Annotated in this window: 19 protein-coding genes; 8 read left to right on the forward strand and 11 right to left on the reverse strand. The window is 60.7% G+C overall.

From position 1 onward, the window contains the following. The first annotated feature begins 22 nt into the window (after positions 1–22). Together NA29_RS14250 and NA29_RS14255 are read left to right on the forward strand one after the other, a co-directional pair. Positions 23–820, forward strand: a complete 798-nt coding sequence (locus NA29_RS14250) for a transporter substrate-binding domain-containing protein (RefSeq protein WP_052252939.1) — start codon at positions 23–25, stop codon at positions 818–820. Positions 821–939: 119 nt separating this feature from the next. Then, a complete protein-coding gene (locus NA29_RS14255) occupies positions 940–1,599 on the forward strand; it encodes an amino acid ABC transporter permease (RefSeq protein WP_039399031.1) in 660 nt (219 codons plus the stop codon). 99 nt (positions 1,600–1,698) lie between these two features. Here the strand turns inward: NA29_RS14255 and NA29_RS14260 are convergent, their stop codons facing one another. The 3 genes from NA29_RS14260 to NA29_RS14270 all read right to left on the reverse strand — a co-directional run bounded on the left by NA29_RS14260 (position 1,699) and on the right by NA29_RS14270 (position 5,337). After that, the gene (locus tag NA29_RS14260; RefSeq protein ID WP_039399033.1) at positions 1,699–3,108 is read right to left on the reverse strand and encodes a lactate utilization protein B; all 1,410 of its coding nucleotides are present in this window, start codon (positions 3,106–3,108) and stop codon (positions 1,699–1,701) included. Between the two features lie 85 nt (positions 3,109–3,193). Further along, on the reverse strand, positions 3,194–3,919 hold the full coding sequence (locus NA29_RS14265) for a (Fe-S)-binding protein (RefSeq protein ID WP_039399035.1): 726 nt from the start codon (positions 3,917–3,919) through the stop codon (positions 3,194–3,196). A 101-nt stretch (positions 3,920–4,020) separates the two neighbouring features. Then, entirely contained in the window at positions 4,021–5,337 is a 1,317-nt protein-coding gene (locus NA29_RS14270; RefSeq protein ID WP_039399037.1) for a hypothetical protein, read from the reverse strand. 289 nt (positions 5,338–5,626) lie between these two features. Between NA29_RS14270 and NA29_RS14275 the strand changes: the two genes are divergently transcribed. Further along, positions 5,627–6,454 (forward strand): IclR family transcriptional regulator, encoded by an 828-nt coding sequence (locus tag NA29_RS14275; RefSeq protein ID WP_039399039.1) that lies wholly within the window; start codon positions 5,627–5,629, stop codon positions 6,452–6,454. 134 nt (positions 6,455–6,588) lie between these two features. On the opposite strand, the gene pbpG is transcribed toward NA29_RS14275, so the two are convergent. The 4 genes from pbpG to NA29_RS14295 all read right to left on the reverse strand — a co-directional run bounded on the left by pbpG (position 6,589) and on the right by NA29_RS14295 (position 10,961). Further along, a complete protein-coding gene (gene pbpG / locus NA29_RS14280) occupies positions 6,589–7,857 on the reverse strand; it encodes a D-alanyl-D-alanine endopeptidase (protein WP_039399042.1) in 1,269 nt (422 codons plus the stop codon). 188 nt (positions 7,858–8,045) lie between these two features. Then, positions 8,046–8,843, reverse strand: a complete 798-nt coding sequence (locus tag NA29_RS14285) for a nitroreductase (protein ID WP_084103766.1) — start codon at positions 8,841–8,843, stop codon at positions 8,046–8,048. An 85-nt stretch (positions 8,844–8,928) separates the two neighbouring features. Next, positions 8,929–9,912 carry a DMT family transporter gene (locus NA29_RS14290; protein ID WP_039399043.1) on the reverse strand — a complete coding sequence of 328 codons (984 nt, stop codon included), beginning with the start codon at positions 9,910–9,912 and terminating at the stop codon, positions 8,929–8,931. A 107-nt stretch (positions 9,913–10,019) separates the two neighbouring features. Then, complete coding sequence (locus tag NA29_RS14295; protein ID WP_039399044.1) at positions 10,020–10,961, reverse strand: histone deacetylase family protein; 942 nt, start codon at positions 10,959–10,961, stop codon at positions 10,020–10,022. 479 nt (positions 10,962–11,440) lie between these two features. Between NA29_RS14295 and NA29_RS14300 the strand changes: the two genes are divergently transcribed. Continuing rightward, complete coding sequence (locus tag NA29_RS14300; RefSeq protein WP_257125700.1) at positions 11,441–12,025, forward strand: phasin family protein; 585 nt, start codon at positions 11,441–11,443, stop codon at positions 12,023–12,025. 269 nt (positions 12,026–12,294) lie between these two features. On the opposite strand, the gene lpdA is transcribed toward NA29_RS14300, so the two are convergent. The 4 genes from lpdA to aceE all read right to left on the reverse strand — a co-directional run bounded on the left by lpdA (position 12,295) and on the right by aceE (position 19,188). Next, on the reverse strand, positions 12,295–14,067 hold the full coding sequence (gene lpdA, locus NA29_RS14305) for a dihydrolipoyl dehydrogenase (protein ID WP_039399045.1): 1,773 nt from the start codon (positions 14,065–14,067) through the stop codon (positions 12,295–12,297). 20 nt (positions 14,068–14,087) lie between these two features. After that, the gene (locus NA29_RS14310; protein WP_039403532.1) at positions 14,088–14,669 is read right to left on the reverse strand and encodes an Ntn hydrolase family protein; all 582 of its coding nucleotides are present in this window, start codon (positions 14,667–14,669) and stop codon (positions 14,088–14,090) included. A 78-nt stretch (positions 14,670–14,747) separates the two neighbouring features. Beyond that, complete coding sequence (gene aceF / locus NA29_RS14315) at positions 14,748–16,403, reverse strand: dihydrolipoyllysine-residue acetyltransferase (RefSeq protein WP_039399046.1); 1,656 nt, start codon at positions 16,401–16,403, stop codon at positions 14,748–14,750. Between the two features lie 97 nt (positions 16,404–16,500). Next, entirely contained in the window at positions 16,501–19,188 is a 2,688-nt protein-coding gene (gene aceE / locus NA29_RS14320) for a pyruvate dehydrogenase (acetyl-transferring), homodimeric type (RefSeq protein ID WP_039399047.1), read from the reverse strand. 342 nt (positions 19,189–19,530) lie between these two features. Here aceE and NA29_RS14325 point away from each other — a divergent pair, with 342 nt between their 5' ends. From NA29_RS14325 to NA29_RS14340, 4 genes are all read left to right on the forward strand, one after another. After that, positions 19,531–22,014 carry a PAS domain-containing sensor histidine kinase gene (locus tag NA29_RS14325; protein WP_224786829.1) on the forward strand — a complete coding sequence of 828 codons (2,484 nt, stop codon included), beginning with the start codon at positions 19,531–19,533 and terminating at the stop codon, positions 22,012–22,014. Continuing rightward, positions 22,011–22,658, forward strand: coding sequence for a response regulator transcription factor (locus NA29_RS14330; protein WP_039399048.1), 648 nt, complete (start codon positions 22,011–22,013; stop codon positions 22,656–22,658). Before NA29_RS14325 ends, NA29_RS14330 begins: the two co-directional genes overlap by 4 nt. A 310-nt stretch (positions 22,659–22,968) precedes the next feature. Further along, positions 22,969–23,820, forward strand: coding sequence for a bifunctional methylenetetrahydrofolate dehydrogenase/methenyltetrahydrofolate cyclohydrolase FolD (gene folD / locus NA29_RS14335; protein ID WP_039399049.1), 852 nt, complete (start codon positions 22,969–22,971; stop codon positions 23,818–23,820). A gap of 361 nt (positions 23,821–24,181) precedes the next feature. Next, positions 24,182–26,260: a M3 family metallopeptidase gene (locus NA29_RS14340; protein WP_039399052.1), complete on the forward strand. Its 2,079-nt coding sequence runs from the start codon at positions 24,182–24,184 to the stop codon at positions 26,258–26,260. The last annotated feature ends 2 nt before the right edge of the window (positions 26,261–26,262 follow it).

Genomic DNA, 26,262 nt, shown 5'->3' on the forward strand with positions numbered 1-26,262 from the left:
GACACAGGGATAACCAGACATCATGAAATCCTGGCTCAAGACGCTTTGCCTCGTACCGCTGGCCGCCGCCGCCCTCATCGGCACGTCGCCCGCTCGCGCCGCTGACCTGCTCGACACCGTGAAGTCTGCGGGCGTGCTGAAGATTGGCATCGAAGGCACCTACCCGCCGTTCAACTATCGCGACAAATCCGGTCAGCTCGACGGTTTCGATGTCGACGTCGCCAAAGCCGTTGCCCAGCGCCTCGGCGTAAAGCCACAGTTCGTCACGACCGAGTGGAGCGGCATCATCGGGGGTCTTCAGGCGGGCAAGTTCGACGTCATCGTCAATCAGGTCGCCATCACCGACGAGCGCAAGAAGTCGCTCGACTTCAGCGAGCCCTACACGTACTCGGCGGCGCAACTGATTCGCCGCAAGGACGACAAGCGCGAATTCAAGACGCTTGACGCACTCAAGGGCCACAAGCTCGGTGTGAGTCTCGGCAGCAACTACGACAAGATGGCGAAGGCCGTGCCGGGCATCGACGTGCGCACTTATCCGGGCGCGCCGGAGTATCTCGCCGACCTCGCTGCAGGCCGTGTCGATGCTGCGCTCAACGACCAGTTGATGATGGCGTATCTGCTCCAGAACGCTAAGCTGCCGCTCGAAGCCGGTGCCGTATTGCCGGGCACCAATCAGGCGGTCGGCATTCCGTTCCGCAAGGGCAATCCGGCATTCGCCAAGGCCATCGACGACGCGCTGACCGGCATGAAGCAGGACGGCTCGCTCGCCAAGATTGCGCAAAAGTGGTTCGGCAAGGACACGTCCAAACCGGCGCAGTAATTCGGTAACGACGGCGACAGAGACGACAATCGCGTCGGACTCACGGCCGGCATCACGCCCACGTCGCGGATGCCGGCCGTTGTCTATCCGTCGCAAGACATCCCCTAAGACACTCCCCCATGAATCCATTCGAACTCGCTGCCCAATCCTTGCCAGTGCTGTTGCAGGGCACCGTGCTCACCATCAAGTTCGCATTGATGTCGATGGTGTTCGGTCTGGCGATCGGTATCATCGTGGCGGTCATGGGCATCGGCAAGGTGCGCGTGTTCCGGGCCATCGCGCGTGCTTACGTCAGCATCATGCGCGGCACGCCGCTGTTGGTGCAGATCTTCGTCATCTATTACGGCCTGCCTGGCGTCGGCATCTCGCTCGAACCGACGGCCGCAGGCGTGCTCACGCTCAGCCTGAACGTCGGCGCGTATTTGTCGGAGAGCATGCGCGGCGCGCTCGAAGGCATGCCGCGCGGACAATGGCTCGCGGCGTACAGTCTCGGACTGTCGTACTGGCAAACATTGCGCTACATCATCGGGCCGCAAGCGCTGCGCATCGCAGTGCCGAGTCTCGGTAACAGCCTGATCAGCCTGATCAAGGACACATCGCTCGTCTCCGTAATTACCGTGACGGAGTTGCTGCGCTCGGCACAGGAAGTCATCGCGTCGACGTATCAGCCGTTGCCACTGTACCTCGCGTGCGCCGCGATCTATTGGGTGCTATCGACGGGACTGTCGGCATTGCAACGTCGCATTGAGAAGCGCCTTGCCCTGCCCTCACGTACCTGAGCGGACCTGAGCACAGCCGAACACGATCGACTTCGGTGGGATGTAAAAAAAGCTGGCACTCCGCAGGGAGGCCAGCTTTTTTATTCGGTGTCGACGCGATCAGCGTGGCGCGCGACGCTCGCGATACATCGCACGGAAAGTCTTGCCACTAGGCGCAGGCATCTCGCGCGTATCCGTCCATCCGCCAGCGAAGGGCAGCTTGGAAATACTCCCGCGATCGCGGCCCATACGCTTTAACGCCCACGAACCGAGGCCCGACAAGGTGGCGTACAGACGCGGTCGACGCGCAGTAAAGGCCCACGCCGCCAACGCCGCCCGCTCGCGCCACGGACGCAGCCCCCGATCCACCTGACGCTCGCGCAGCTTACGCAGCAGATCCGAAATCGGAATCCCCACCGGGCAAACGCGATTGCACTCACCGCACAGGGTCGCAGCCTGCGGTAGATCAAGCGTCTTCTCCAGCCCGACGTAGCTCGGGGTGAGCACCGAACCCATCGGCCCCGGATACACCCATCCATACGCGTGGCCGCCGATCTTCTGATACACCGGGCAGTGGTTCATGCACGCACCGCAGCGAATGCAGCGCAGCATCTCCTGGAACGCGCCGCCGATCAGACCGGAGCGGCCACCGTCGACAATCACGAAGTACATGTGATCCGGCCCGTCAACCTCGCCCTCGGCGCGTGTACCGGTGAGCAACGAGAAGTAGTTCGACGTGCCCTGCCCCGTAGCCGAGCGCGGTAACAGGCGCATTGCCGTGGCGAGATCCTCCAGCGTCGGCAGCACCTTCTCGATGCCGGTGACGGCCACGTGCACACGCGGCATGATGGTGCACATGCCTTCGTTGCCCTCGTTGGTCACCACGGCCACCGAACCAGTTTCTGCGACGAGGAAGTTACCGCCCGTCACGCCCATGTCCGCCGACAGGAACTGCGGGCGCAGCATCTCGCGCGCTTCGCGGGTCATTAGCGGGATTTCAGTCAGACGCGGCTTCTGATGCACGCGTGCGAACAGGTCGGCGACCTCGTCCTTATCCTTATGAACGACCGGTGCAATGATGTGCGACGGCGGCTCGTTGTCGTTGATCTGAAGAATGTACTCGCCAAGGTCGGTCTCGACCGACTGCACGCCCATGTCGGCGAGCACCTTGTTGAGTTGCAGTTCTTCGGTGACCATCGATTTCGATTTGATCACCTTCTTGACATCGTGCTTGCGCGCGATCTCCGCAATCAGACGCGCTGCGTCCTGCGTCGATTCGGCGAACAGGACGGTCGCGCCGCGACGGGTGGCTTCGCGCTCGAAGATCTCCAGCCAGACGTCGAGATTCTCGATCCCGCGATTACGACGCTCCTTGAGCGCCTCACGCGTCGCTTCGAAATCGATCTCTTCCATGGCGCTCGCGCGCGCCGTCACAAACTTGGTCGAGAGCTTCTTGAGGTTGGCTTGCAGGCGCTGGTCGGCAAGCTTCTGCCCGGCACGCGCCTTGAATTGCATCGATTGAACTTGCATCGCGACTCACGTGAAGTGATGACGGCCCGCGCGCGCAATGGTGTCGGCGCGCACAAGCCTGATGGTCCGGAACACGGCGGTGCGCTCAGGCATCGCCAGCGAGCACCTGCGCAATGTGCAGCACGCGCGTACGCGTGTCGCCGGTGCGGCGCAGCCGCCCTTCGATGTTGAGCATGCATCCCAGGTCGCCCAGCACGACAGCCGGTGCACCGCTGGCGGCGATGTTGGCGCACTTCTCGTCGACGATTGCCGTCGAGATGTTGCCGTACTTGAGCGCGAACGTACCGCCAAAGCCACAGCACGCCTGACAGTCCTTCATCTCCGTCATCTTCACGCCGGGCATTTTGGCGAGCAGCGCGCGCGGTTGTGTCTTCACGCCAAGTTCGCGCAGACCGGAGCAGGAATCGTGATACGTCACCTCGCCGTTGTAGTCGCCGGGCACGGTGTCGACATGCAGCACATTGACGAGGAAGTCCGTGAGTTCGTATACGCGCGGACGCAAACGCTCATAACGGCCCATGAGTTCGGGATCGTCGGCAAAGAGGTCGCCGTAATGCGCCTTGACCATACCGCCGCACGAGCCGGACGGCACGACGACGTAGTCGAACGATTCGAATTCGTCGAGGAATTTCTGGGCGAGATCGCGGGCGATGGCGCGCTCACCGGAGTTGTAGCCCGGCTGGCCACAACAGGTCTGGGAATCGGGAATCACGACCTCGCAGCCGGCTGTCTCGAGCAGCTTGAGCGTAGAAAAGCCAATCTCCGGCCGCATCATGTCGATCAGACACGTGACAAACAGTCCGACGCGCATTGGGGGAATCCTCTTTTCGGGAATAATGCGCCATTATAAGTCGCCGGGCCGAACCGGCCCAGCGTAGATTCCCGGACGTGAGGCGGGTGCGCGGCGATGCGTCACGCTCTTTGCTGCGGCGAAACCGGGGACGAGCGGAACGTGTCGAGCGATGTTGCACGCGCCATGGATACGCGGGGCACGTCGTCCTCTGCACCGCACGACACCGGCCTTCCCTCCGGCGCCGAGGGTTTGCGCGATGATGTATCAAACAGAATCGTGTTACGCAACTTGTTGAAATCGTCACGCAGCGACTTGGTGGTCTGATCTAGCGAACCGATGTCTTGCTTGAGCTCCCTGACGGCGTCACACGTCGTTTGAAGCCTCTCCGAATTACTTTGGAGCCTCTCCGAATTACTTTGAAGCCTCTCCGTATTACTTTGGAGCCTCTCCGTATTCTTTTCAAGCCGCTCTGAAATCTGATTGACCGCATTCCAGTTTTTTCGCAGTTGCGTCCAAACCAACCGATCCTGGTCGGCCTGCGCCATCGAAATCCCTTGACTCAAAGATAAGTACATAGCGTTCTCCTCTCTATTGATGAAGTCCTTCGTCTGATCGAGAAGGCCCTCTACAGCCTTCCAGCCTTTCTCTCTGTCGAAGCCACGGATACTGCCTAAACTGACACACCGGATCATCATGGTGATGCAAAAGCCGATGATCGCCACGGCCCACGTCGAAACGAGTAGTGCAATACCGGACGCGATGGCCGCAATGGTGTAAAGCCCACCGTTGATCGCCTCACGCTTACCGTGATGCTTCTTCTCCGGCCTGACATTTGAGCGTGCCTCGTCCACTGCGCGTCGCATGTCCTCGATGAGCGATGCCGTCTCAGCGCGGAACAACATATGTCCGCGCTTTCTATCGTCCAGCATCCGCCAATCAGCATCGACATCGTCCGGTGCACTCTCCCGTCGTGCATCAGGTTGCGCCAGCAGCGACTCGTACCCACGCAACATTTCGCGCTGGTGCGAGAGCGCCTCGTTCAGACAGGTCAGAATCTTCAAGAATCGCTTTGCAGACGGCGTCAAGCGCTCCTCACATGCTTCATTGAGTTGCTCAGCGACCATCGAGCATATGAATCCCGGCGAATCCGGTACCAACAGGCATCGCCAAAACGGGTCGCGAAGGCCGCCGCGCCAGTATCCGGCTGTCGCCTTGCTGTACGATTTCTCAAATGCGGCCGACAGGTTGTCGACCGAATAGGTACTGCCTCCCCTCGCCTGCTGCGCGTTTCGAATTTGCGCCAATTGCGCAACGATCTCGTCACGCTTTTGCGCGATCGACGCCCCCCTTTCGTACACCCTCATCGGGATATCCATTCGATCGATCACCATCGGGAAATGGGAATACCCCGGATAATTCAGATATTCGTGGTGCATGCCTCCCCTCACTTTGCTGATGTCGACGCCCCCAATGCGGCACAGGACTCCACATCGTTGCTGAACTGAAGTGCATGGTAGTGAGGCGATCGACGGTTCACTTTAGATTTCTGGCACCGAATGAACGCTACTCGCCACTTAAATGGGTCAGGCGCGCCTTGTTGTCACGCAAATTGCGGTCACAACCTCGGTGATGCACTGGCTTTTTGCAGGATTCATCTAGCCGAAACCTGCGAATTTTTCACAATATGATATAGAATCGACGCTATACGAAACTCGGCCCTACCTCATGAAAGACGACACCAGTCAAGGCGCGGAGTCGCGCACGTCCATTCAGGTGATCGAGCGCATGATGCGTTTGCTCGACGCCCTTGCCGGGCATGCCGATCCCGTGAGTCTCAAAGAGCTGGCGCAAGCCACCGAACTTCATCCGTCGACCGCGCACCGCATCCTGAACGACATGGTGGCGTGCCGCTTCGTCGATCGCTGCGATCCCGGCACCTACCGTCTCGGCATGCGCTTGCTGGAACTCGGCAATCTGGTCAAAGCGCGCCTGTCGGTGCGCGACGCGGCGCTCACGCCCATGCGCGGCCTGCACCGTATTACCGGACAAACGGTCAATCTGTCGGTGCGTCAGGGCGACGAAATCGTCTATATCGAACGCGCTTACAGCGAGCGCTCCGGCATGCAGGTGGTGCGCGCCATCGGCGGCCACGCGCCACTGCACCTCACGTCGGTCGGCAAGCTGTTTTTGGCTGCCGACGAAGCATCGCGCGTGCGCGCCTATGCCACGCGCACCGGACTCTCGGGCCACACGCGTAACAGCATCACCGATTTGCAAAAACTCGAACGCGAGCTCACCCACGTGCGCAAGTCAGGTTATGCGCGCGACAATGAGGAACTTGAGTTAGGCGTGCGATGCATCGCTGCCGGGATCTATGACGACAGCGGCAAGCTCGTGGCAGGCCTCTCGCTCTCCGCCCCGGCAGACCGCCTGCAAGACGCCTGGCTGGCGAATCTGAACGAGACGGCGCTGCAAATCTCGTCGTCGCTCGGCTTTCATTCGCCGAACCCGAATGTCGGTGGCGGCATGTCGCAGGCTGCAACGGCGGAGTGATTCGCCGCAGGGCGTAGGGCGTGATTTGCTTGCGCCCTGTCACGATCGTCCTTCTCGTCGCACAAAACAAAAGGCGCTCCCGAGGGAGCGCCTTTCTTTTACATCTGCCGCGTAACGCGAATTACAGCGGCGAATTACAGCGCGTGTCCGTTGTTGGTCGCCACTTGTGCCGTCGGCGTGGTACCGGCCGTACGTTGCGGCGTAGCGCCGCCGCCTTCCAGCAGCCACTTACGAACGCGCGTGGCGTCGGCGAAACGCGAATACTTGCCAGTCGAATCCAGCAGAATCATGATCACCGGACGGCCTTCGACGTTGGCTTGCATCACGAGGCACTGCCCTGCTTCGTTGATATAGCCCGTCTTCTGCAGGCCGATCTCCCAGCCCGAATGACCGATCAGGTGGTTCGTGCTCACGTAGTGCAGTTCGCGACGACCGGTGTTCACGTCGTAATTGCTATCCGTCGAGAAACGACGAATCATCGGGTACTGATAAGCCGCCTTAACCATCTTCACGAGGTCACGGGCGCTCGACACGTTCTGGCTCGACAGCCCCGTCGGATCATTAAAGTGCGTGTCGTTCATGCCCAGTTGCTTCGCCTTGGCGTTCATCGCGGCGAGGAACGCCGGACGGCCGCCCGGGAAGTAACGCGACAACGCTGCGGCTGCACGGTTCTCCGACGACATCAGCGCGATGTGCAGCATGTCCTCGCGCGACAGACGCGAGCCGACCGACAGGCGCGAACCCGTGCCCTTCTCGTAGTCGCGATCTTCGTCGGTCACTTCCATGACATCGGTCATCGGCACACCGGCGTCGAGCGACACCATCGCCGTCATCAGCTTCGAGATCGAGGCGATCGGCAGCACAGCTTGCGAGTTCTTGTCGAACAACGATTCGCCCGTGCGCTCGTCGACCACGTAGGCGACCGAGGAACGCAGCGCGAGCGCGTCCGGCGTTTCATGCAGACCGAAAGCGCGGCCCGTCGACAGACGCTCCGGGGCTTGCGGTGCAAAGTTGACGGTGCGATACGACGTTACGACACGGCGCTTGCCGTTCTTGTAGACGACGCGTTTGACGGCGACCTTCTTCGCTGCGGGTCCGTCATCCTCGACGGCAGCGAGCTTACGGGCCTTACCGCCAGCCTTCGCGCTCTTCGTTTCACGAGCGGCAGGTGTGGCGGCAGCGCGTTTGGCACCGGATCTGGAAGTGACGACGGCTTTCGTCGCCTTGGGATTCGCGCACGCGCGTTTCTGAGCGGCAGTCTTGGCCGTCTTCGGCGAGCATTCGCTCGTTTTACCGGCGGCGTGAACGACTGCCGGGGCTCCGGCGGCGAGCGAGATCGCCACGACGGCAGCACCCCAGAGACGGGAGCGGCACAGACGCGCAAGGGTGGTGATCGCGTACATAGATTGGGAGTAGCGTAAGGTTGGCAGGCAACGAGTTTGGGAGAAGTTTAGTAACTTCCGAAAAAATAAGCAATATGAACGACTTAGCTGAAATACTTAAACCGGCATCTGGCAGTTTTGTGCAGTGCAACGCGTCAAATTACACATCCGCCAAATTTTGCCAAATAACGCCAACCTCTTGATATACGTTAGGTCAAAAAGTGCGCCCACTCGTCCAGCGGCGCGCGCTCGGTGACGAGGCCGTTTTCCACAGCAGCAGGGTCCGCATAGCCCATCGCCATACCGCACACGACCATGCGACTCTCCGGCAGATGCAGCTCCGCGGCAATGACCTGATGAAACGTGGCAAATGCCGCCTGCGGGCAGGTGTCCAGCCCCCGTGCCCGCGCTGCGACCATCACGCTTTGCAGGAACATGCCGTAATCCAGCCAGCTCCCCTGCTCCAGGTGGCGATCGATTGTGAAGAGCAACCCGACTGGCGCGTCGAAGAACGTGAAGTTGCGGGCGTGCTGTCCATGCATGCGCGCCTTGTCGGCACGACCGATACCCAGCAGGCCGTACAGATCCCAGCCCACCTTGCGACGCCGCGCCTGATACGGTTCGGTCCATTCGCGCGGGTAGTACGCGTACTCCTCCTGATGCATCAACCGCTGCGCCGGATCGTTGAACGCCTCCAGCAGACGTGACGTCAACCGTTTCAATGCCTGTCCGGTGAGCACATAGGTTTGCCACGGCTGGATGTTGCTGCCGGAGGGCGCTCGCGATGCCACCGACAGGATGTCCGCGATCACAGCTTGCGGCACCGGCGTCGGCAAATAGGCCCGGATCGAACGTCGACTACGAATCGCTTCGTCGACATATTTCACGCGCAGCCCGGCGTTCTCGTTGACAGACGAGGGATGCGTACTTTCCCCAGCCAGTTGCGTCGGTGCCGAAGTTGATGTCGCGGCTGGGGCGCCATAGGGGCGCGCAGAGTGATGCTTCATAGCAATACGCTCACAGCAAACTTTGAATGGAAGGCGGCGCCTGCCCGATCCGGGCAAGGCGCGCAAAGTGGATATCGCGCGAGGCTCACGTCCCCGATGACGTCGCGGCGGCTGTCGTCGCCCGCCGTTCGATGACGAGCGCGACGCCAAGGGCTGCGACGACCATGCCGGCAGCGCTCAGTGGCGAGAGCGTCTCGCCGAACAACAGCCACGCCATCACGGCGGTGGTCGGGGGCGTCAGATACATCAGGCTGGAGACCTTGGTCGCCGCGCCGTGACGGATCAGCAAAAAAAGCAGCGAAATCGCGCCGATGGACAGCGCCAGCACCGACCAGGCGAGCGCCCCGATCATCTCGAGATTCCACCGCACCTGCATCGTCTCCAGCGCCCACGCGGCCGGCAGCGTCACCACGAAGGCCGCGCCGAACTGTACGACGGTGCCCACGCGTAAATCGAAATGCGCACAGAAACGCTTCTGGTAGAGCGTACCCGCCGTAATCGCGAACAGGCTTAGCACGCACAGCAGCACGGCACCAGCACCGACGCCGCGAACGCCCACCTTGTTCGACACCACCAGACCAACGCCGATAAAGCCGCAAAGCAACCCCAGCCACTGCCGACGGGACACCGGCTCACCGACGACGCGCGCGAAGATTGCCGTCAGAAGCGGCTGAATGTCGACGATCAGCGCCGCCAATCCTGCGGGTGCCCCGTGTTTGATCGCCGCCCAGACGCCACCGAGATACACGGCCTGAATGAGGATGCCGGAGACGGCCAGGTGGGCGAGCAGTGGCAAGTCGATGCGTTGGTGGTGAGTTGCCGTCGTCGCAGGCGCGCGCGTCACGCCCCCCTCTATCGCGACCGGACGCATCGGCCAGGGGGTGCGCGTGAGCAGCGCAATCGGCAGCATGACGACCAATGTAAAGCCGAAGCGCCACGCGAGGAAGGTCAGCGGTTCGGCGTTCGGCATGCCGTACTTCGCGACGATGAACCCGGTACTCCAAATCAACACGAACCACCACGGCATGGTCGCGCTCCAGATCGCCGCGACCGGACTGGTCGAAGCCATCGGGGATGCCGTCGGCGGTGTCGGCGGCGGTGTCGTCGGCACACGTGCTGAACTTGACGCCGAAGCGGCCGACGGGGGCTGCGCAGGCGGGGCCGTTCGATGCTCGCTCATACGAGAACACCGCCAGCGCTTGCGTGAAATCTACCGCGAACGGTCCGATGGAACCGACTGGCAAGACGAATCGTGGCGAAATGTGCGGCAACCGTCTGGTCGATATCTCGACCGTACCCGCCCGCCATCGCAATCGCCACCGGCAACCCGCGCTCGGCGCAAGCCGTCAGCACATGATGGTCGCGTGCGAGCAGGCCATCGTGCGTCAAAGAGAGACGGCCGAGCCTGTCGTTTTCCAGCGGGTCTGCGCCAGCCAGGTAAATGACGAGCGTTGGCGTGAATTGCGCGAACAGATCCGTCAGCGCATGACCGAGTGCGACGAGATATTCTTCGTCGCCGCAACCGTCGGGCAACGCCACGTCGAGATCGCCGGTCGCCTTATGAAATGGGTAGTTGTGTTCGCCATGCAGCGAGAGCGTGAAGACGCTCGGATCGTGCTCGAAAATGGCTGCGGTGCCGTTGCCCTGATGCACATCGAGATCGATGATCGCCACGCGTGTCCCCGGCCCCACCTCGGCTTGCATCGTTCGAGCTGCAACGGCCGCGTCATTGAAGACACAGAAGCCCTCCCCTCGATCGGCATAGGCGTGGTGCGTACCGCCGGCCAGATTCGCCGCCACGCCGTCGATCAACGCTGCGCGACACGCGGCCACCGTTGCCCCGGCGGAGCGTCGGGAGCGCTCGACCATCTGCGGCGACCATGGAAACCCGATACTGCGCTGCTCTTTCGGATCCAGCTCACCTGCACTTACGCGCTCGACGTACTCCCGCGAGTGGACTCGCCCGAGCATCGCGTCATCTGCGGGCAGCGCCTCGGTCAATTCGACGTGCGGAAGCTCACCGGCGACGCGTTCGCGCAGCCGAGCGTACTTTTCCATCGGGAAACGGTGTCCGGGGGGAAGCGGCAGAACGAAGTGATCGCTGTAAAACGCTTGCATCGATGCGAGAGGCCGACGGAACGGCACGCGAAAAAGCGTTGAATGACAGCGGCACTGGAGAGCGGCAGTCGCGAGGCACTCCTCCAAACGCAGGCATGCCAGACACACGTGACCGCTCCGCCAGTGCCGGAACGAATCGATATTACCATCGGCCGTCGGGGTCCGTCGGGGCGCCAAAGTGGTGCAAAATCCGATGCCGAATACGGTGCAAAGCCGCACCACGACAGGATTTGCGTCTTAATGAAGGTTCGCCGCAACGCGGTGTCATCAATCCGCCACAGGATCCCAAACCACTGATTTTGTAAGCTTTTGTTGAATTTGTGCAACGCACAAAAATGACTTGACAGTCACAGAAATATCTCTAAACTTGCAATTGTGCGATGCACAAAAGAGATCGCACTTAATGAGAAGGCCCCAACCGTGTTTTCACCGGGATAAGGTGAGAACCAACGAGCGAACACGGAGTGGGTCGATATGTTGTGTATGACACCATAGGAGAACGCCATGTCGTTTCTGACCCCGAGCAACTCGCCGCCGCACACAAAGCCAATCTGGAAACCCTGTTCGGTCTGACCAACAAAGCCTTCGAAGGCGTTGAAAAGCTGGTCGAACTGAACCTGCAAGCCGTGAAGGCATCGCTGGCCGAGTCCGCATCGACCGCACAAAAGGCTTTCGCTGTGAAGGACGCGCAAGAGTTGCTCGCCCTGCAAGCCAACCTGGTTCAGCCGGCTGCCGAAAAGGCACTCGCGTATGGCCGTCACCTGTATGAAATCGCTTCGTCGACGCAAGCCGAAGTGACCAAGGTGGCTGAGGCTCAACTGGCCGAAGGCTCGCACAACGTGCAAGCGCTGTTCGACAACCTGGCCAAGAACGCCCCGGCCGGTTCGGAGTCCGCCGTTGCACTGGCCAAGTCGGCCCTGTCCGCCGCCAACAGCGCGTTCGACAGCGTCCAGAAGGCCACCAAGCAAGCCGTCGAAATCGCCGAAACGAACTTCGCTGCTGCGACGAACGTCGCCTCGAAGGCTGCGGCTCAGGCTTCGCGTGCTGCCAGCGCCAAGAAGTAATCGATAGCGTCCTGTCAGTCGTTACTCGGGACGCCAACCGTTTGTCGCTGCACCCCAAGTTGTAGCAACACCCAGTTGTCTCCTCGGTACCGCAGGTACCTTTCGAACCCGGCCCTGAGCCGGGTTTTCTTTTTTATGCCGCATCATTCGCGGAAGTACAAAGCACGCCCACACGCTTGCGACGCCCAACAAAAAAACCGCCACTCCAAGGGGAATGGCGGTTTTTTGTTCCTGTGCGCGCACGCGCACAGGATGCCGAATGCGCAGTCTTACTTCTTGCGCGGCGGAGGAACGTCGGTGCAAACGCCTTCGTAGATTTCGGCGGCCATACCGACCGACTCAGCCAACGTCGGGTGCGGGTGAATGGTCTTGCCGATATCGACAGCGTCCGCGCCCATCTCCACAGCCAGGCAAAGTTCGCCAATCAGATCGCCTGCATGCGTGCCGACGATAGCGCCGCCGAGAATACGGTGAGTCTCTTCGTCGAACAGCAGCTTGGTGAAGCCTTCGTCGCGACCGTTTGCAATCGCACGTCCCGATGCTGCCCACGGGAACACGGCCTTGCCGAACTTGACGCCTTCCGCCTTAAGCTGATCTTCCGTCTTGCCCGCCCACGCCACTTCCGGATCGGTGTATGCCACCGACGGGATCTGGATCGCGTCGAAGTAAGCCTTCTCACCGTTCGCGGCTTCGGCAGCGACATGCGCCTCATGCACAGCCTTGTGCGCCAGCATCGGCTGACCGACGATGTCGCCGATCGCAAAAATGTTCGGCACGTTAGTGCGCATCTGCTTGTCCACGGAGATGAATCCGCGATCGCCCACCACCACACCAGCCTTCTCTGCGCCGATCTTCTTGCCGTTCGGGCTACGACCCACGGCGACCAGAACGAGGTCGTAACGCTGCGGCTCTGCCGGAGCAGCTTCGCCTTCGAACTTCACGTAGATGCCGTCGGCCTTGGCTTCCGCCCCCACCGTCTTGGTCTTGAGCATGACACGACCAAAACGCTTGTCATTCATCTTTTGCCAGACCTTGACCAGATCGCGGTCAGCCCCCTGCATCAGACCGTCGAGCATTTCGACGACATCGATCTCCGCGCCCAGCGCACTGTAGACCGTGGCCATTTCAAGACCAATGATGCCACCACCGATCACCAGCATCTTCTTCGGAATCTGGCGCAGTTCAAGTGCGCCGGTCGAATCGACGATGCGCGGATCTTCCGGCAGGAATGGCAGCTTCACCGCTTGCGAGCCCGCAGCGATGATGGCCTGCGCGAACTTCACGACCGTCTTCTTGCCGTCCTTGTCGACGACTTCGACGTGGTTCGCATCAAGGAACGCACCGACGCCAGTCACGACTTCGACCTTGCGCATCTTCGCCATGCCGGCCAGACCGCCGGTCAGCTTGCCGACGACGCTTTCCTTGTATGCACGCAGCTTGTCGAGATCGACCTCGGGCTTCGCGAACGAAATGCCGTGATGACCCAGCGACTGCGCCTCTTCAAGCACGGCCGCCGTATGCAGCAATGCCTTCGACGGAATGCAACCCACGTTCAGGCACACCCCGCCGAGCGTTGCGTAGCGTTCGACGAGCACCGTCTTGCGCCCCAGGTCCGCGCTGCGGAATGCAGCCGAGTATCCGCCCGGGCCTGCGCCCAGCACGAGCACTTCACATTCGATGTCGGCGCTGCCGCTATGCTTGGCAGCAACCGGGGCCGGTGCGCTCGCTGCAGCAGCGGGTGTGGCGGCAGGTGCCGGCGTTGCCGCAGGTGCGGCTGCGGGCGCGGCAGCCTTCGCGGCGCCGGCATCGTCCGCTTCCACGATGGCGATCAACGTCCCTTCGCTGGCCTTATCGCCCACTTTGATCTTCACTTCCTTGACCGTGCCCGCTACTTCGGAAGGCACTTCCATAGAAGCCTTGTCGGATTCGAGCGTGATCAACGACGCATCCTTGGCAATCTTGTCGCCGGGCTTGATCATCACTTCGATGACGTCTACGCCCTCTGCGCCGATATCCGGCACTTTGACTTCAATGAGACTCATGCGGGGTCTCCCTGTCGCATTTATGACTTGATGGTGGTATCGATCGGAAACTCATGTACCTGAAACGGGCCGGCCGAACTCTTGTCGAATTCCGCCCCCGCCTTCACGCCTGCTTCGGCGATGGCACGTGCGCTCAGATCCTGGTCGTAGAGGGCATACATGGCGCCGAGCGCAAAATTGCGCCCCGAACCGATCCCCCAGAACCGATCGAAAACGAACACTTCCCGGTAGGAATAGACCCCGTAGATCCCTGTCGGATTCGCAATCACACTCGTGATTTGCGACGACTCGTACGGGTCGTCTTCCTCTTCCTTCGTGTTGAGGAAATACTCTTCCTTGAGCTTCTGATGGACCCGGCAGAACGTGCGGAAAACTTCGTCTCGCGAGTGGAGACGGCACTCATCCGCCATACCGGAAAGAATGGCGCGCATGACCGGAAAATGTGCCGTCGTGCCGGCCAAACCGACATAGGAATCCCCTACGAGAAAAACCTTGCGGTTCTCTTCATAGGATTGCGACAGCCGGGTATCGCCGAACGTGACGAGCGAATCGGCGGCAATGGCGATTTCCCCTGCCTTCTTGACGACTACCACGGTGGTCATGATGCCCTCCCCGTCCAGAATCCTGAAGCTTGCGCGAATGCCGCCGGTGCGCTCACGCGCGGCCGGCGGCAAAAACCATTACAGCATCGCGCGACGGAAGTCCGCCAACAGTTGACCCAGGTAGGCGTTGAAGCGAGCGGCTTCTGCGCCATCGATCACACGGTGATCGTAGGACAGCGAAAGCGGCAGCGTCAGTTGCGGCAGGAACTGCTGCTTGCGCTCATCCCACACCGGCTTCTGATACGAACGCGACAGACCCAGAATGGCGACTTCCGGTGCGTTGATGATCGGCGTGAAGGTCGTGCCACCGATGCCGCCAAGCGACGAAATCGAGAAGCAGCCACCTTGCATCTGATCCGGCTTGAGCTTGCCTTCGCGGGCGAGCTTTGCCAGTTCCGACGTTTCGCGAGCGATCTCGAACACACCCTTCTTGTCTGCGTCGCGAACGACCGGCACCACGAGGCCGTTCGGCGTGTCAGCAGCAAAACCGATGTGGAAGTACTGCTTGAAGACCAGATTGTCGCCGTCGAGGCTTGCGTTGAACGTCGGGAATTTCTTCAGGGCCAGCACGCACGCCTTGATGACGAACGCAAGCATCGTGACCTTGATGCCAGCCTTTTCGTTTTCCTTGTTCAACTGCACGCGGAACGCTTCGAGTTCACCGATATCCGCTTCGTCATTGTTCGTGACGTGGGGGATCATGACCCAATTGCGATGCAGGTTCGCGCCGGAGATCTTCTTGATGCGCGAGAGCGCCTTCGGCTCGACCGGACCGTACTTCGCAAAATCGACCTTCGGCCACGGCAGCAGATTCAACTCGCCACCACCTGCCGGCGCAGCGCCTGCAGCGGCCGGACGGTTGCCGGAAAGCGCGCTCTTAACGAAGTTGCGCACATCGTCGATGACCACGCGGCCCTTCGGCCCCGTGCCCTTGACCTGCGTGACATCCACACCCAGTTCGCGCGCGAACTTACGCACCGACGGGCTAGCGTGGCTGATCGGCTGGCTGCCTTGCGCTGCCGTGGGGGCAGCGACCGGTGCCGGTGCTGCCGCAGGAGCCGGTGCCGGTGCGGGCGCTGCGCTTTGGGTGGCGGGTGCCGGTGCGGCGACCGGGGCTTCTGCCTTGGCAGTTGCTGCAGCTGGGGCCGCAGCCGCGCCTTCGAGCACGAGGATCAGCGAACCTTCGGAGACCTTGTCACCGACGTTCACCTTCAGTTCTTTCACCACACCTGCGGCCGGGCTCGGCACGTCCATCGAGGCCTTGTCCGATTCCAGCGTCACGAGCGATTGCTCGGCCGTGACGGTGTCGCCCACCTTCACCAGCACTTCGATTACGGGCACGTCGTCGTAACCGCCGATATCCGGCACTTTGACGTCGATCTTGCTGGTACCGCCACTGGCCGCCGGGGCAGCCGCGGGTGCAGCAGCTTGCGGTGCCGCAGCCGGAGCGGCGGCCGGTGCAGCCGCGCCGTTGGCCTGTGCGCCCGAGCCGTTGGCGGTCTCGAGCGTCAAAATCACAGAACCTTCGGACACTTCATCGCCGACCTTCAGGCTCAGCGCTTTAATGACACCTGCGGCCGGGCTCGGCACGTCCATCGTGGCCTTATCCGACTCCAGCGTGATCAGGGCCTGCTCGGCGTCGATCTTGTCGCCCGCCTTCACCAGCACTTCAATTACGGGCAAGTCCTTGAAGTCACCGATATCCGGGACTTTCACTTCGATCACTTGACTCATTTTCCACAGTCTCCTCGAGGCTGCGCTTGACGTGCAGCTCACGCCGGTCTGTCGCTGGGGGGCGACTGACCGGCACGCTCACCGCACGCAGCGGCCTTTAGACGGTCATCGGGTTGGGTTTGTTCGGATCCAGGTTGTACTTGGCAATCGCCTCGGCAACCTTGCTGGCAGGCAGCGTGCCTTCGTCGGCCAGTGCCTTGAGCGCAGCAACCGTGACCCAGTTACGATCCACCTCGAAGAAGTGACGCAGCTTTTCGCGCGTATCCGAACGACCATAACCGTCGGTGCCAAGCACAACATAACGGCCACGAACGAACGGACGAATCTGCTCGGCATACGTACGAATGTAGTCGGTCGATGCGATGACCGGACCACGCGTATCGTTCAGGCACTTTTCGACGTGCGACAGGCGAGCCGTCTCGGTCGGGTGCAGCAGATTGTGACGTGCCACGTCGTTGCCTTCGCGAGCCAGTTCCGTGAAGCTCGGGCAGCTCCACAGATCCGATTCGACACCCCAGTCGTTCTTGAGCATTTCGGCGGCGGCGATCACTTCGTTGAAGATCGTACCCGAACCCAGCAGTTGCACGCGCGGTGCCTTGCTGTTGTCCGTGCCGCGACGGAACGCGTACATGCCCTTCAGGATGTCGTTCTCCACGCCTTCCGGCATCGCCGGGTGTGCGTAGTTTTCGTTCATCACGGTCAGGTAGTAATACACGTCTTCCTGATCCTGAACCATGCGGCGCAGACCGTCCTGAACGATCACAGCAAGTTCATAGGCGAACGTCGGATCGTACGGCAGGCAGTTCGGAATCGACGACGCCCACAGCAGCGAGTGACCGTCTTCGTGCTGGAGACCTTCGCCGTTAAGCGTCGTACGACCGGCCGTACCACCCACCAGGAAACCGCGCGCACGCATGTCGCCAGCGGCCCAGGCCAGATCGCCGATACGCTGGAAACCGAACATCGAATAGAAGATGTAGAACGGGATCATCGTCTCGCCGTGCGTCGAATACGACGTTGCGGCAGCGATCCAGTCGCACATACCACCGGCTTCGTTGATGCCTTCCTGCAGAATCTGACCGCTTTCAGATTCCTTGTAGAACATCAGTTGATCCTGATCTTGCGGGATGTAGCGCTGGCCGACCTGGCTCCAGATACCGATCTGGCGGAACAAGCCTTCCATACCGAACGTGCGTGACTCATCCGGCACGATAGGCACGATGCGTTGACCCAGCGCCTTGTCCTTGAGCAGCACGTTGAGAATACGCACGAACGCCATCGTCGTCGAAATCTCACGGCCTTCGGCGGTCGCCTTGAGCAGTGCGTCGAATGCGTTCAGCGCAGGCACCGGCAGCGAAGCGGCCTTGGTGCGGCGTTGCGGCAGGTAGCCACCCAGCTCCATGCGGCGAGCGCGCATGTATTCCAGTTCCTTCGAACCTTCCTCGAACTTGATATACGGCACGTCGGCAATCTGATCGTCCGAGATCGGCAGCTTGAACTGGTCGCGGAATTTCTTGAGCGACTCCACCGGCATCTTCTTCTGCTGGTGCGTGATGTTCATGGCCTGACCGGCCTCGCCCATGCCATAACCCTTGATGGTCTTGGCCAGGATGACAGTCGGTTGACCCTTGTGCGTCGTGGCCGAGTGATAGGCCGCGTAGATCTTGTGCGGATCGTGGCCACCACGATTCAGCGCCCAGATGTCCTCATCCGACCAGTCTGCAACCATCGCCTTCAATGCCGGTGTGTTGAAGAAGTTCTCGCGCACGAACGCGCCGTCCTTCGACTTATACGTCTGATATTCGCCGTCCACGCATTCCATCATGCGCTTCATCAGCAAGCCCTGCTTGTCGCGGGCAAGCAGCGAATCCCAACGGCTGCCCCAGACCACCTTGATGACGTTCCAGCCAGCACCACGGAATTCCGATTCGAGTTCCTGGATGATCTTTCCGTTACCGCGCACCGGGCCGTCCAGGCGCTGCAGGTTGCAGTTGATCACGAACACGAGGTTATCGAGCTGTTCACGGCCAGCCATGCCGATCGCGCCAAGCGATTCCGGCTCGTCCGTCTCGCCGTCGCCGAGGAATGCCCAGACTTTGCGGCCTTCGGTCTTCACGATGTTGCGCGACTCGAGGTACTTCATGAAGCGAGCCTGATAGATCGCCATGATCGGGCCCAGACCCATCGAGACCGTCGGGAACTGCCAGAAGTCCGGCATCAGCCACGGGTGCGGGTACGACGACAGACCGCCGCCGTCCACTTCCTGACGGAAATTCTCAAGCTGCGTCATTTCCAGACGACCCAGCAGGAACGCGCGGCTGTACACGCCCGGCGACGAGTGGCCCTGCACGAAGACCAGATCGCCACCGTGCTTGTCGGACGGGGCGTGCCAGAAGTGGTTGAAACCGACGTCATAGAGGGTCGCGGCCGAGGCGAACGAAGCGATGTGACCGCCAACGTTCGTATCCTTACCGGCACGCAGCACCATCGCGATCGCATTCCAGCGGGTGTACGAGCGAATCTTGTGCTCGATGTCCTGATCGCCCGGAATACGGGCCTGCTGGTCGACGGGGATGGTGTTGATGTAGGGGGTATTTGCCGAGAAAGGCAGATGCTCGCCGTTGATGCGGGCGAATTCGATCAGCTTTTCGAGCAGGTAGTGCGCGCGCTCCGGGCCTTCGGCAGCCAGCACGCCTTCGAGCGAGGCCAGCCATTCTTGCGTTTCTTGGGGATCGGCGTCCGCAGGGGATACGATCTTCAGGGCTTCTTCAGGTACGGCGGACATGGTGTCTCCTTGTCTGTCGTTAGCGGGTTGGCGTAATGGTCGTAACCCGCTTCATGGACGGGCCTACCGGCATTTTTACCGGGGCATTGTACGAAGGTTATTCCCGCCTTCGCAAGCGAAATTTCAGATTACGATAGCAATTTTCATAATACGGAAATCTGCTGCACTGCACATAAAATCAATGGGTTGCCGACACCATCAGATCATGATTTTTGAACGTACCGATCGGTCTCAAGAGTGATTTAAGCGGCCGTCTTACCAAAAAAATCGGACGCTTCCGAAAAGCAGTGCCCGACAGACTCGGACAGCGGGAAACCGGTCGGCCTGCGCTACAATCTCGCCATGCTTTCGCCACGCCTCGCAAACTCATCCCCGCCGTCCCGGTCCGCTGCTACGCCAGCCCGCTCCAACCGTTGGTTGCAGGGGTTTGCGGAGTCGCACTACTACTTGCTGGTACCGCTCGTCTCCATTGTGATCTTCCTGGTGGTGATGAGTTTGATTCTGTGGAGCCTGAACCGTCGCGAAACGGAGCAGCAACAGGACACGCTTTATCGAAACGTCGCGTGGGCGCAGCAGCAGATTCGTCTCAATATGCTGGCCATTCAGGACCAGATCAGTTCCCTTGCGCGCGATACGGCGGCCAAACCACAGGACGTTGCGCACTTCCAGAACACGGCAAGCGAGCTGATGCAAAATCATGCAGACATCGTCTTCATGAACTGGCTCGATGCATCGCAACGGCCAAAGTGGGCCGTTCCGGCGGACTCCCCTTTCGCCTCGCGACTACAAGGCTCGGCCCAGCACCCCATGGAGGACGAGCTGTTAGTGGCGTTTCGCGCAGCGCGCGATTCGCGTCGCTCTGCCTACTCCACGTTAATCTACGACGCCTCGGGGGCCAGCTACATCGTCGTTCAGGTACCCGTACTGCGCGAGCGTGAGTTCCTTGGCACGATCAGTGCGGTGTATTCCGTCGAGGGCCTGCTGATTCACGAGTTGCCTCAGGAGCTCGGCGACAAATTCAAGGTGTCGTTCATCGACACGCACAACAACGAACTGGCGACGACGTCCACGCGACCACCGCTGCCACGCGACGTGTCGTACGAGTTGTTACTCGATCCACCCGGCCACAGTCTTGCTGTGCGCATCTACTCGTATCCGGCGGTCGGTAACTTCGTCAACAACACGCTGGTCTGGTTGATCGCCGGGTTGTCCTGCTTCGTGCTCTGGAGTCTCTGGAGTCTGTGGCGCCATACGCGTCAGCGCTTCGAAGCACAGCAAGCGCTGTTTAATGAGACGTCGTTCCGCCGGGCGATGGAGAACTCCATCGTGATCGGCATGCGAGTCCTCGACCTGCAGGGCCACATCACCTATGTGAATCCCGCGTTTTGTCGGATGACGGGCTGGGATGAGCCGGATCTCATGAATCGCGCGCCTCCCTACCCGTACTGGCCGAAGGACGATATTCACGAAATGCAGCGTCGCATCGACATGACGCTGCGCGGCAAAGCCCCTTCGCACGGTTTCGAAATTCGGGTGCAGCGCAAGGACGGCACGATTTTTTACGCGCGGATGTTCGTCTCGCCGCTGGTCGATGCCCATGGCCGCCAGACCGGCTGGATGTCCTCACTAACCGACATCAGTGAGCCCAAACGCGCCCGCGAAGAACTTGCGGCTGCGCACGAACGGTTCACGACGGTGCTCGAAAGCCTTGATGCCTCGGTATCGGTGCTGGCCGTCGACAAGGCAGAGTTGCTCTTCGCCAACCGCTATTACAGGCAATTGTTCGGCACGCGTCCTGAAGGTCACCTCGAGCTGTCGGGCGGGGGCGAGTTGTCGCCGACATCGCTCGACCACATCGACATGGTCGATGCGTTTGCCGGACTGCCCGCCGCGTCGTTAACCGATACGGCGGCGGAAACGCAGGAAATTTACCTGCCGACACACCAGAAATGGTTCGAAGTCCGACGTCAGTACATTCAGTGGGTGGACGGCCATCTGGCGCAATTGCAAGTGGCGACGGACATTACGGCGCGCCGTCACGCGGAAGAACTGGCCCGCCAGGAAGAGGAACGCCTGCAATTCACCGGCCGTCTGACGACGATGGGTGAGATGGCATCGTCGCTGGCTCACGAACTGAATCAGCCGCTCGCGGCCATCAACAACTACTGCATGGGCACGGCCGCCCTGGTGCGCGCTGGCCGCACGTCCCCTGAAACACTGCTGCCGGCGCTCGAAAAGACGTCTCAACAGGCGGTGCGGGCCGGGATGATCATTAAGCGGATTCGCGCCTTCGTGAAACGAAGCGAGCCTAAGCGACAACCGTCATCCATTTATGAGATCGTGGCGGACGCGGTCGGTCTAGCAGAGATCGAAGCTCGTAAGCGTCGGATTCGTATCGTCACAGAGCTTCCGGCAGGACTGCCACAGATCAATGTCGACCCGGTGCTGATCGAGCAGGTTCTCATGAACCTGCTCAAGAATGCCGCCGAAGCGATGCATGGCTATACGCCCCCGCCAGGGCAACGACGCGACCCGACGGTGCGTTTGCATGTGGAGCGGCGGGATAAATCTGTTGAATTCCAGGTGTCCGATCACGGGCCTGGGGTTGACGAAGCGACTATCGAACGATTGTTTGAACCGTTCTTTAGTACCAAGTCGGACGGCATGGGCATGGGCCTGAATATCTGCCGTTCGATCATCGAATCGCACCACGGCCGTCTGTGGGTAGAAAACAATGAAATCGACGGCGTGCGGAATGGTTGTACTTTTTGTATTCTGTTACCGTTAGAAAGCGATACGACATCCGGATCCGGGGGAGGACTATGACGACACCCAATATCAATACCGATCAAGAAACCGTCTTTGTTGTCGATGACGACGAAGCTGTCCGCGACTCGCTTCGCTGGCTTCTCGAAGCCAATGGATATCACGTGCGAGGGTTTGGCAGTGCAGACGATTTTCTGCAGTTTTGCGCAGACGTTACGCAAAGCAACCGCCCGAACAACCTGATTGGCTGCCTGATTCTCGACGTCCGCATGCCGGGCATGAGCGGACTGGAGCTTCAGGACGCCCTGATCGAGCGCGGCATCAACTTGCCGATCATCTTCGTGACGGGACACGGCGATGTGCCGATGGCTGTCGAAACGATGAAGAAAGGTGCTACGGATTTCATCGAAAAGCCTTTCGACGAGGGCGAGCTGCGCAAGCAGGTCGAAAACATGCTGAGAACCGCTCGCGAGGAGGCGGGCCGCCATCGCGAACAGCAAGCTGCGGAAGAATTGCTCAGGAAGCTGACGAGCCGTGAGCACCAGGTGCTCGAGCGCATCATCGCTGGCCGCCTGAACAAGCAGATTGCCGACGATCTGGGCATCAGCATCAAGACGGTCGAAGCGCACCGCGCAAACATCATGGAGAAGCTCAACGTTAACACCGTTGCTGATCTGCTCCGCCTGGCGCTGTCCAAGCGATAAACTGGATCGCCCTGCACCTTAGGGTGCAGGGTATCGAGCCTTCGGGCACTGTGCTGATGCCAAGTTCGGCGCCCTGCCGAGCCCTTCCGCCGAGCGGCCAGTGGCCGCGCCACTCGGGTTACGTATTTCCTTCCCCTCGCCAACGGCACTTGCGCCAACGTGGACGTTAACGCGTTCGCCATGCACCCCGCTCCCGTGAGCCCCAGCGCGTCGGTATAATACGGTCTTTGCGCTTGTCGCCCGCCCGACCCGCGCCGCTGTATACGGCCCCTTGGGCCAGCCCCCTTCCTTCATACGATATCCACGCATCATGACCGCCACCCTCATCGACGGCAACGCCCTCGCCAAACGTATTCGAGCCGAAGTCGCCACGCGCGCCGCCGCACTCACCGCCCGAGGCCATCAACCCGGCCTCGCCGTGGTTCTGGTCGGCGAGGACCCGGCCAGCCAGGTCTACGTTCGCAACAAGGTCAAGGCTTGCGAAGACAATGGCCTGCATTCGTCTCTCGATCGCTACCCGGCGGATCTGAGCGAGAGCGATTTGCTCGCACGAATCGATGAGCTGAATCGCGATCCGAAGATCAACGGCATTCTCGTGCAACTGCCGCTGCCGAAACACATCGACAGCCATAAGGTGCTCGAAGCCATTGCGCCGGAAAAGGATGTCGACGGCTTCCACGTCTCGAACGCCGGGGCACTCATGACGGGCGCACCGCTGTTCCGCCCCTGCACCCCTTATGGCTGCATGAAGATGCTCGAATCCGTGGAATTCCCGCTGCGTGGCGCGGTCGCTGTCGTGATCGGCGCGTCGAACATCGTCGGCAAGCCTATGGCCATGATGCTGCTTCAAGCCGGTGCGACCGTCACGATCTGCAACAGCAAGACGCGCGATCTGGCCGCGCATACACGCAATGCCGATGTGATCGTTGCCGCAGTGGGCAAGCGCAATATCGTCACGGCAGATATGGTCAAACCGGGTGCTGCGGTGATCGACGTCGGCATGAATCGTGACGACGAAGGCAAACTCTGCGGCGACGTCGATTTCCACGGCGTTAAGGAAGTCGCTGGCTTCATCACACCGGTGCCCGGTGGCGTGGGCCCGATGACCATCACGATGTTGCTGGTCAACACGATCGAAGCTGCGGAGCGCGCGCTTGGCTGATCGCCAGGTGGACCGTTGACCAGAAGCAACGGTTTTCCCCGCATCAACGCCTTATGGGGCGCGCACGGCCAACGAGTCGTACGCGCCCTCTTCATTCGTGGACCACTCGCCACGCGATTCCATGAGAAATCCCCTAGCGGGACGTCGGAATCCACCGAAAACCCGGTCTGCACTGAGTGACAAAGTAGATCCTCACATCAACGCTCTGCCTCCGCAAGACTCCGTCAAGCCAATCCCGCTAAGGCTTTGCGCGTAATTCCCGGTTGGCGACGTCAATGACATCAGTTGAAAAAAACGACTGGAAAATTCGACAGGTTGCCCCCACACTCTTCGTAAGCCCCTTCAAGTGGATAACGAACGCATGAATACGCCGAAAAGCAATCCTCTTCTCGACATCGAGGGACTCCCCCGTTTTTCCGAAATTCGCCCTGAGCATGTGACACCTGCCGTCGATGTGCTACTGGAGCAGGCCCGTGCAGCCGTCGAGCGCGCAGCAGACCCAGCAACGCCGGCGACATGGGCCAATATTCTCGACGCGGTCGAAGATGGCACGGAAGGCCTTGGACGCGCCTGGGAAATCATCGGACACCTGAACGCGGTCGCCGACACCCCCGAGCTGCGCGCTGCCTATAGCGAAAATCTGCCGCGGGTCACCGAGTTTTCGGCCAGTGTCGGCCAAAATCTCGCGCTGTTCGACAAGTACAAGGCGATTGCCGCCGGACCGGAATTTGCCGGACTATCCACCGCTCGCAAGAAGATTCTGGACAATGAGATGCGCGGTTTCCGCCTGGGCGGCGCAGAACTTCCAGAAGATCAGAAGCCGCGATTTGCCGAGATTCAGGAAGAACAGGCCAGCCTCGCGAAGAGCTTCTCCGATCACGTCCTTGATGCGACCAACAAATTCTCCCTCGTCGTGACCGATGAAGCGGAGATCGCGGGTCTGCCTGAAGACGACAAGGCGGCCGCGCGCGCCGCCGCCGATCGCGATGGCGTGGAAGGCTGGAAGTTCACGCTGCACTTCCCGTCGTACTTCCCCGTGCTCCAGTACGCCGATAATCGCGCCCTGCGCGAAAAGCTGTATCGGGCGAACGTGACGCGCGCCTCCGAACTCGGACCGAAGTTCGGCGACGGCGACGCGGGTTGGGACAACACCGGTATCGTCGTGGAGCAACTCGCGCTGCGCCGCGAAGAAGCGCAAATGCTGGGCTTCAAGAACTACGCTGAGGTCTCACTCGAGCCGAAGATGGCCGAATCGCCCGCGCAAGTGCTCGAATTCCTCGAAGACCTTGCGCGCCGTGCCCGTCCGTATGCCGAGAAGGACTGGGAAGAGCTTCAGACATTTGCGGCCAAGTCGCTCGGCCTCGACAAGTTGCAGCCCTGGGATACGGCATACGCATCAGAAAAACTGCGTCAGCAACGGTACGCATTTTCCGAAACGGAAGTGCGTCAATATTTCCCGCTCCCGAAGGTACTTGATGGCTTGTTCCGTGTTGCGGGCACATTGTTTGATGTGACAATTCGTCCGCAAGAGGCGGAGACGTGGCACCCCGACGTGCGCTTCTTCCGCATCGAACGCCATGGCGAACTGGTCGCGCAGTTTTACATGGACCTGTTCGCCCGCGAAGGCAAACGCGGAGGTGCATGGATGGATAGCGCGCGCACGCGCAAGCGTCTGCACGACGGCGCACTTCAAACCCCGGTCGCCTACCTCGTCTGCAACTTCCCCGCCCCGGTCGGAGAAAAGCCCGCTCTGCTGCCGCACGACGATGTCATCACGCTGTTCCACGAGTTCGGTCACGGCCTGCATCACATGCTGACGCAAGTCGAAGATGCCGGTGTTGCTGGCATCAATGGCGTCGAATGGGACGCCGTGGAATTGCCGTCGCAGTTCATGGAGAACTTCTGCTGGGAGTGGGATGTCCTTGAGCACATGACAGCGCATGTCGATACGGGGGCCACCCTGCCGCGCTCGCTGTTCGACAAGATGATCGCCGCACGCAATTTCCAGAGCGGCCTGATGATGCTGCGTCAACTGGTCTTCTCGGACTTTGACATGCACCTGCATTACGACTTTGATCCGCGTGGCCCGGAGTCGGTGCTTGAAGTCTCGCGACGCATCAACGATCGTCTGCACGTCACCCCGCAGGTGGATTTCTCGCGCTGGCCGAACACGTTTAGCCATATCTTCGCGGGTGGCTACGCCGCGGGTTACTACAGCTACAAGTGGGCTGAAGTGCTGTCGGCTGACGCCTATGCCGCTTTCGAAGAGGCCGCCAAGGTGAGTGGCACGGTGCTGGATACTGCAACCGGTGCACGCTACCGCGACGAGATTCTTGCCGTGGGTGGCAGCCGCGAGGCGATGGAGTCGTTCATTGCATTCCGAGGGCGCGCACCGCAAGTCGATGCATTGCTGCGCCATAGCGGAATGTCCGCGAGCTGATG

It is taken from the genome of Pandoraea sputorum (genome assembly GCF_000814845.2).
Taxonomy (GTDB): domain Bacteria; phylum Pseudomonadota; class Gammaproteobacteria; order Burkholderiales; family Burkholderiaceae; genus Pandoraea; species Pandoraea sputorum.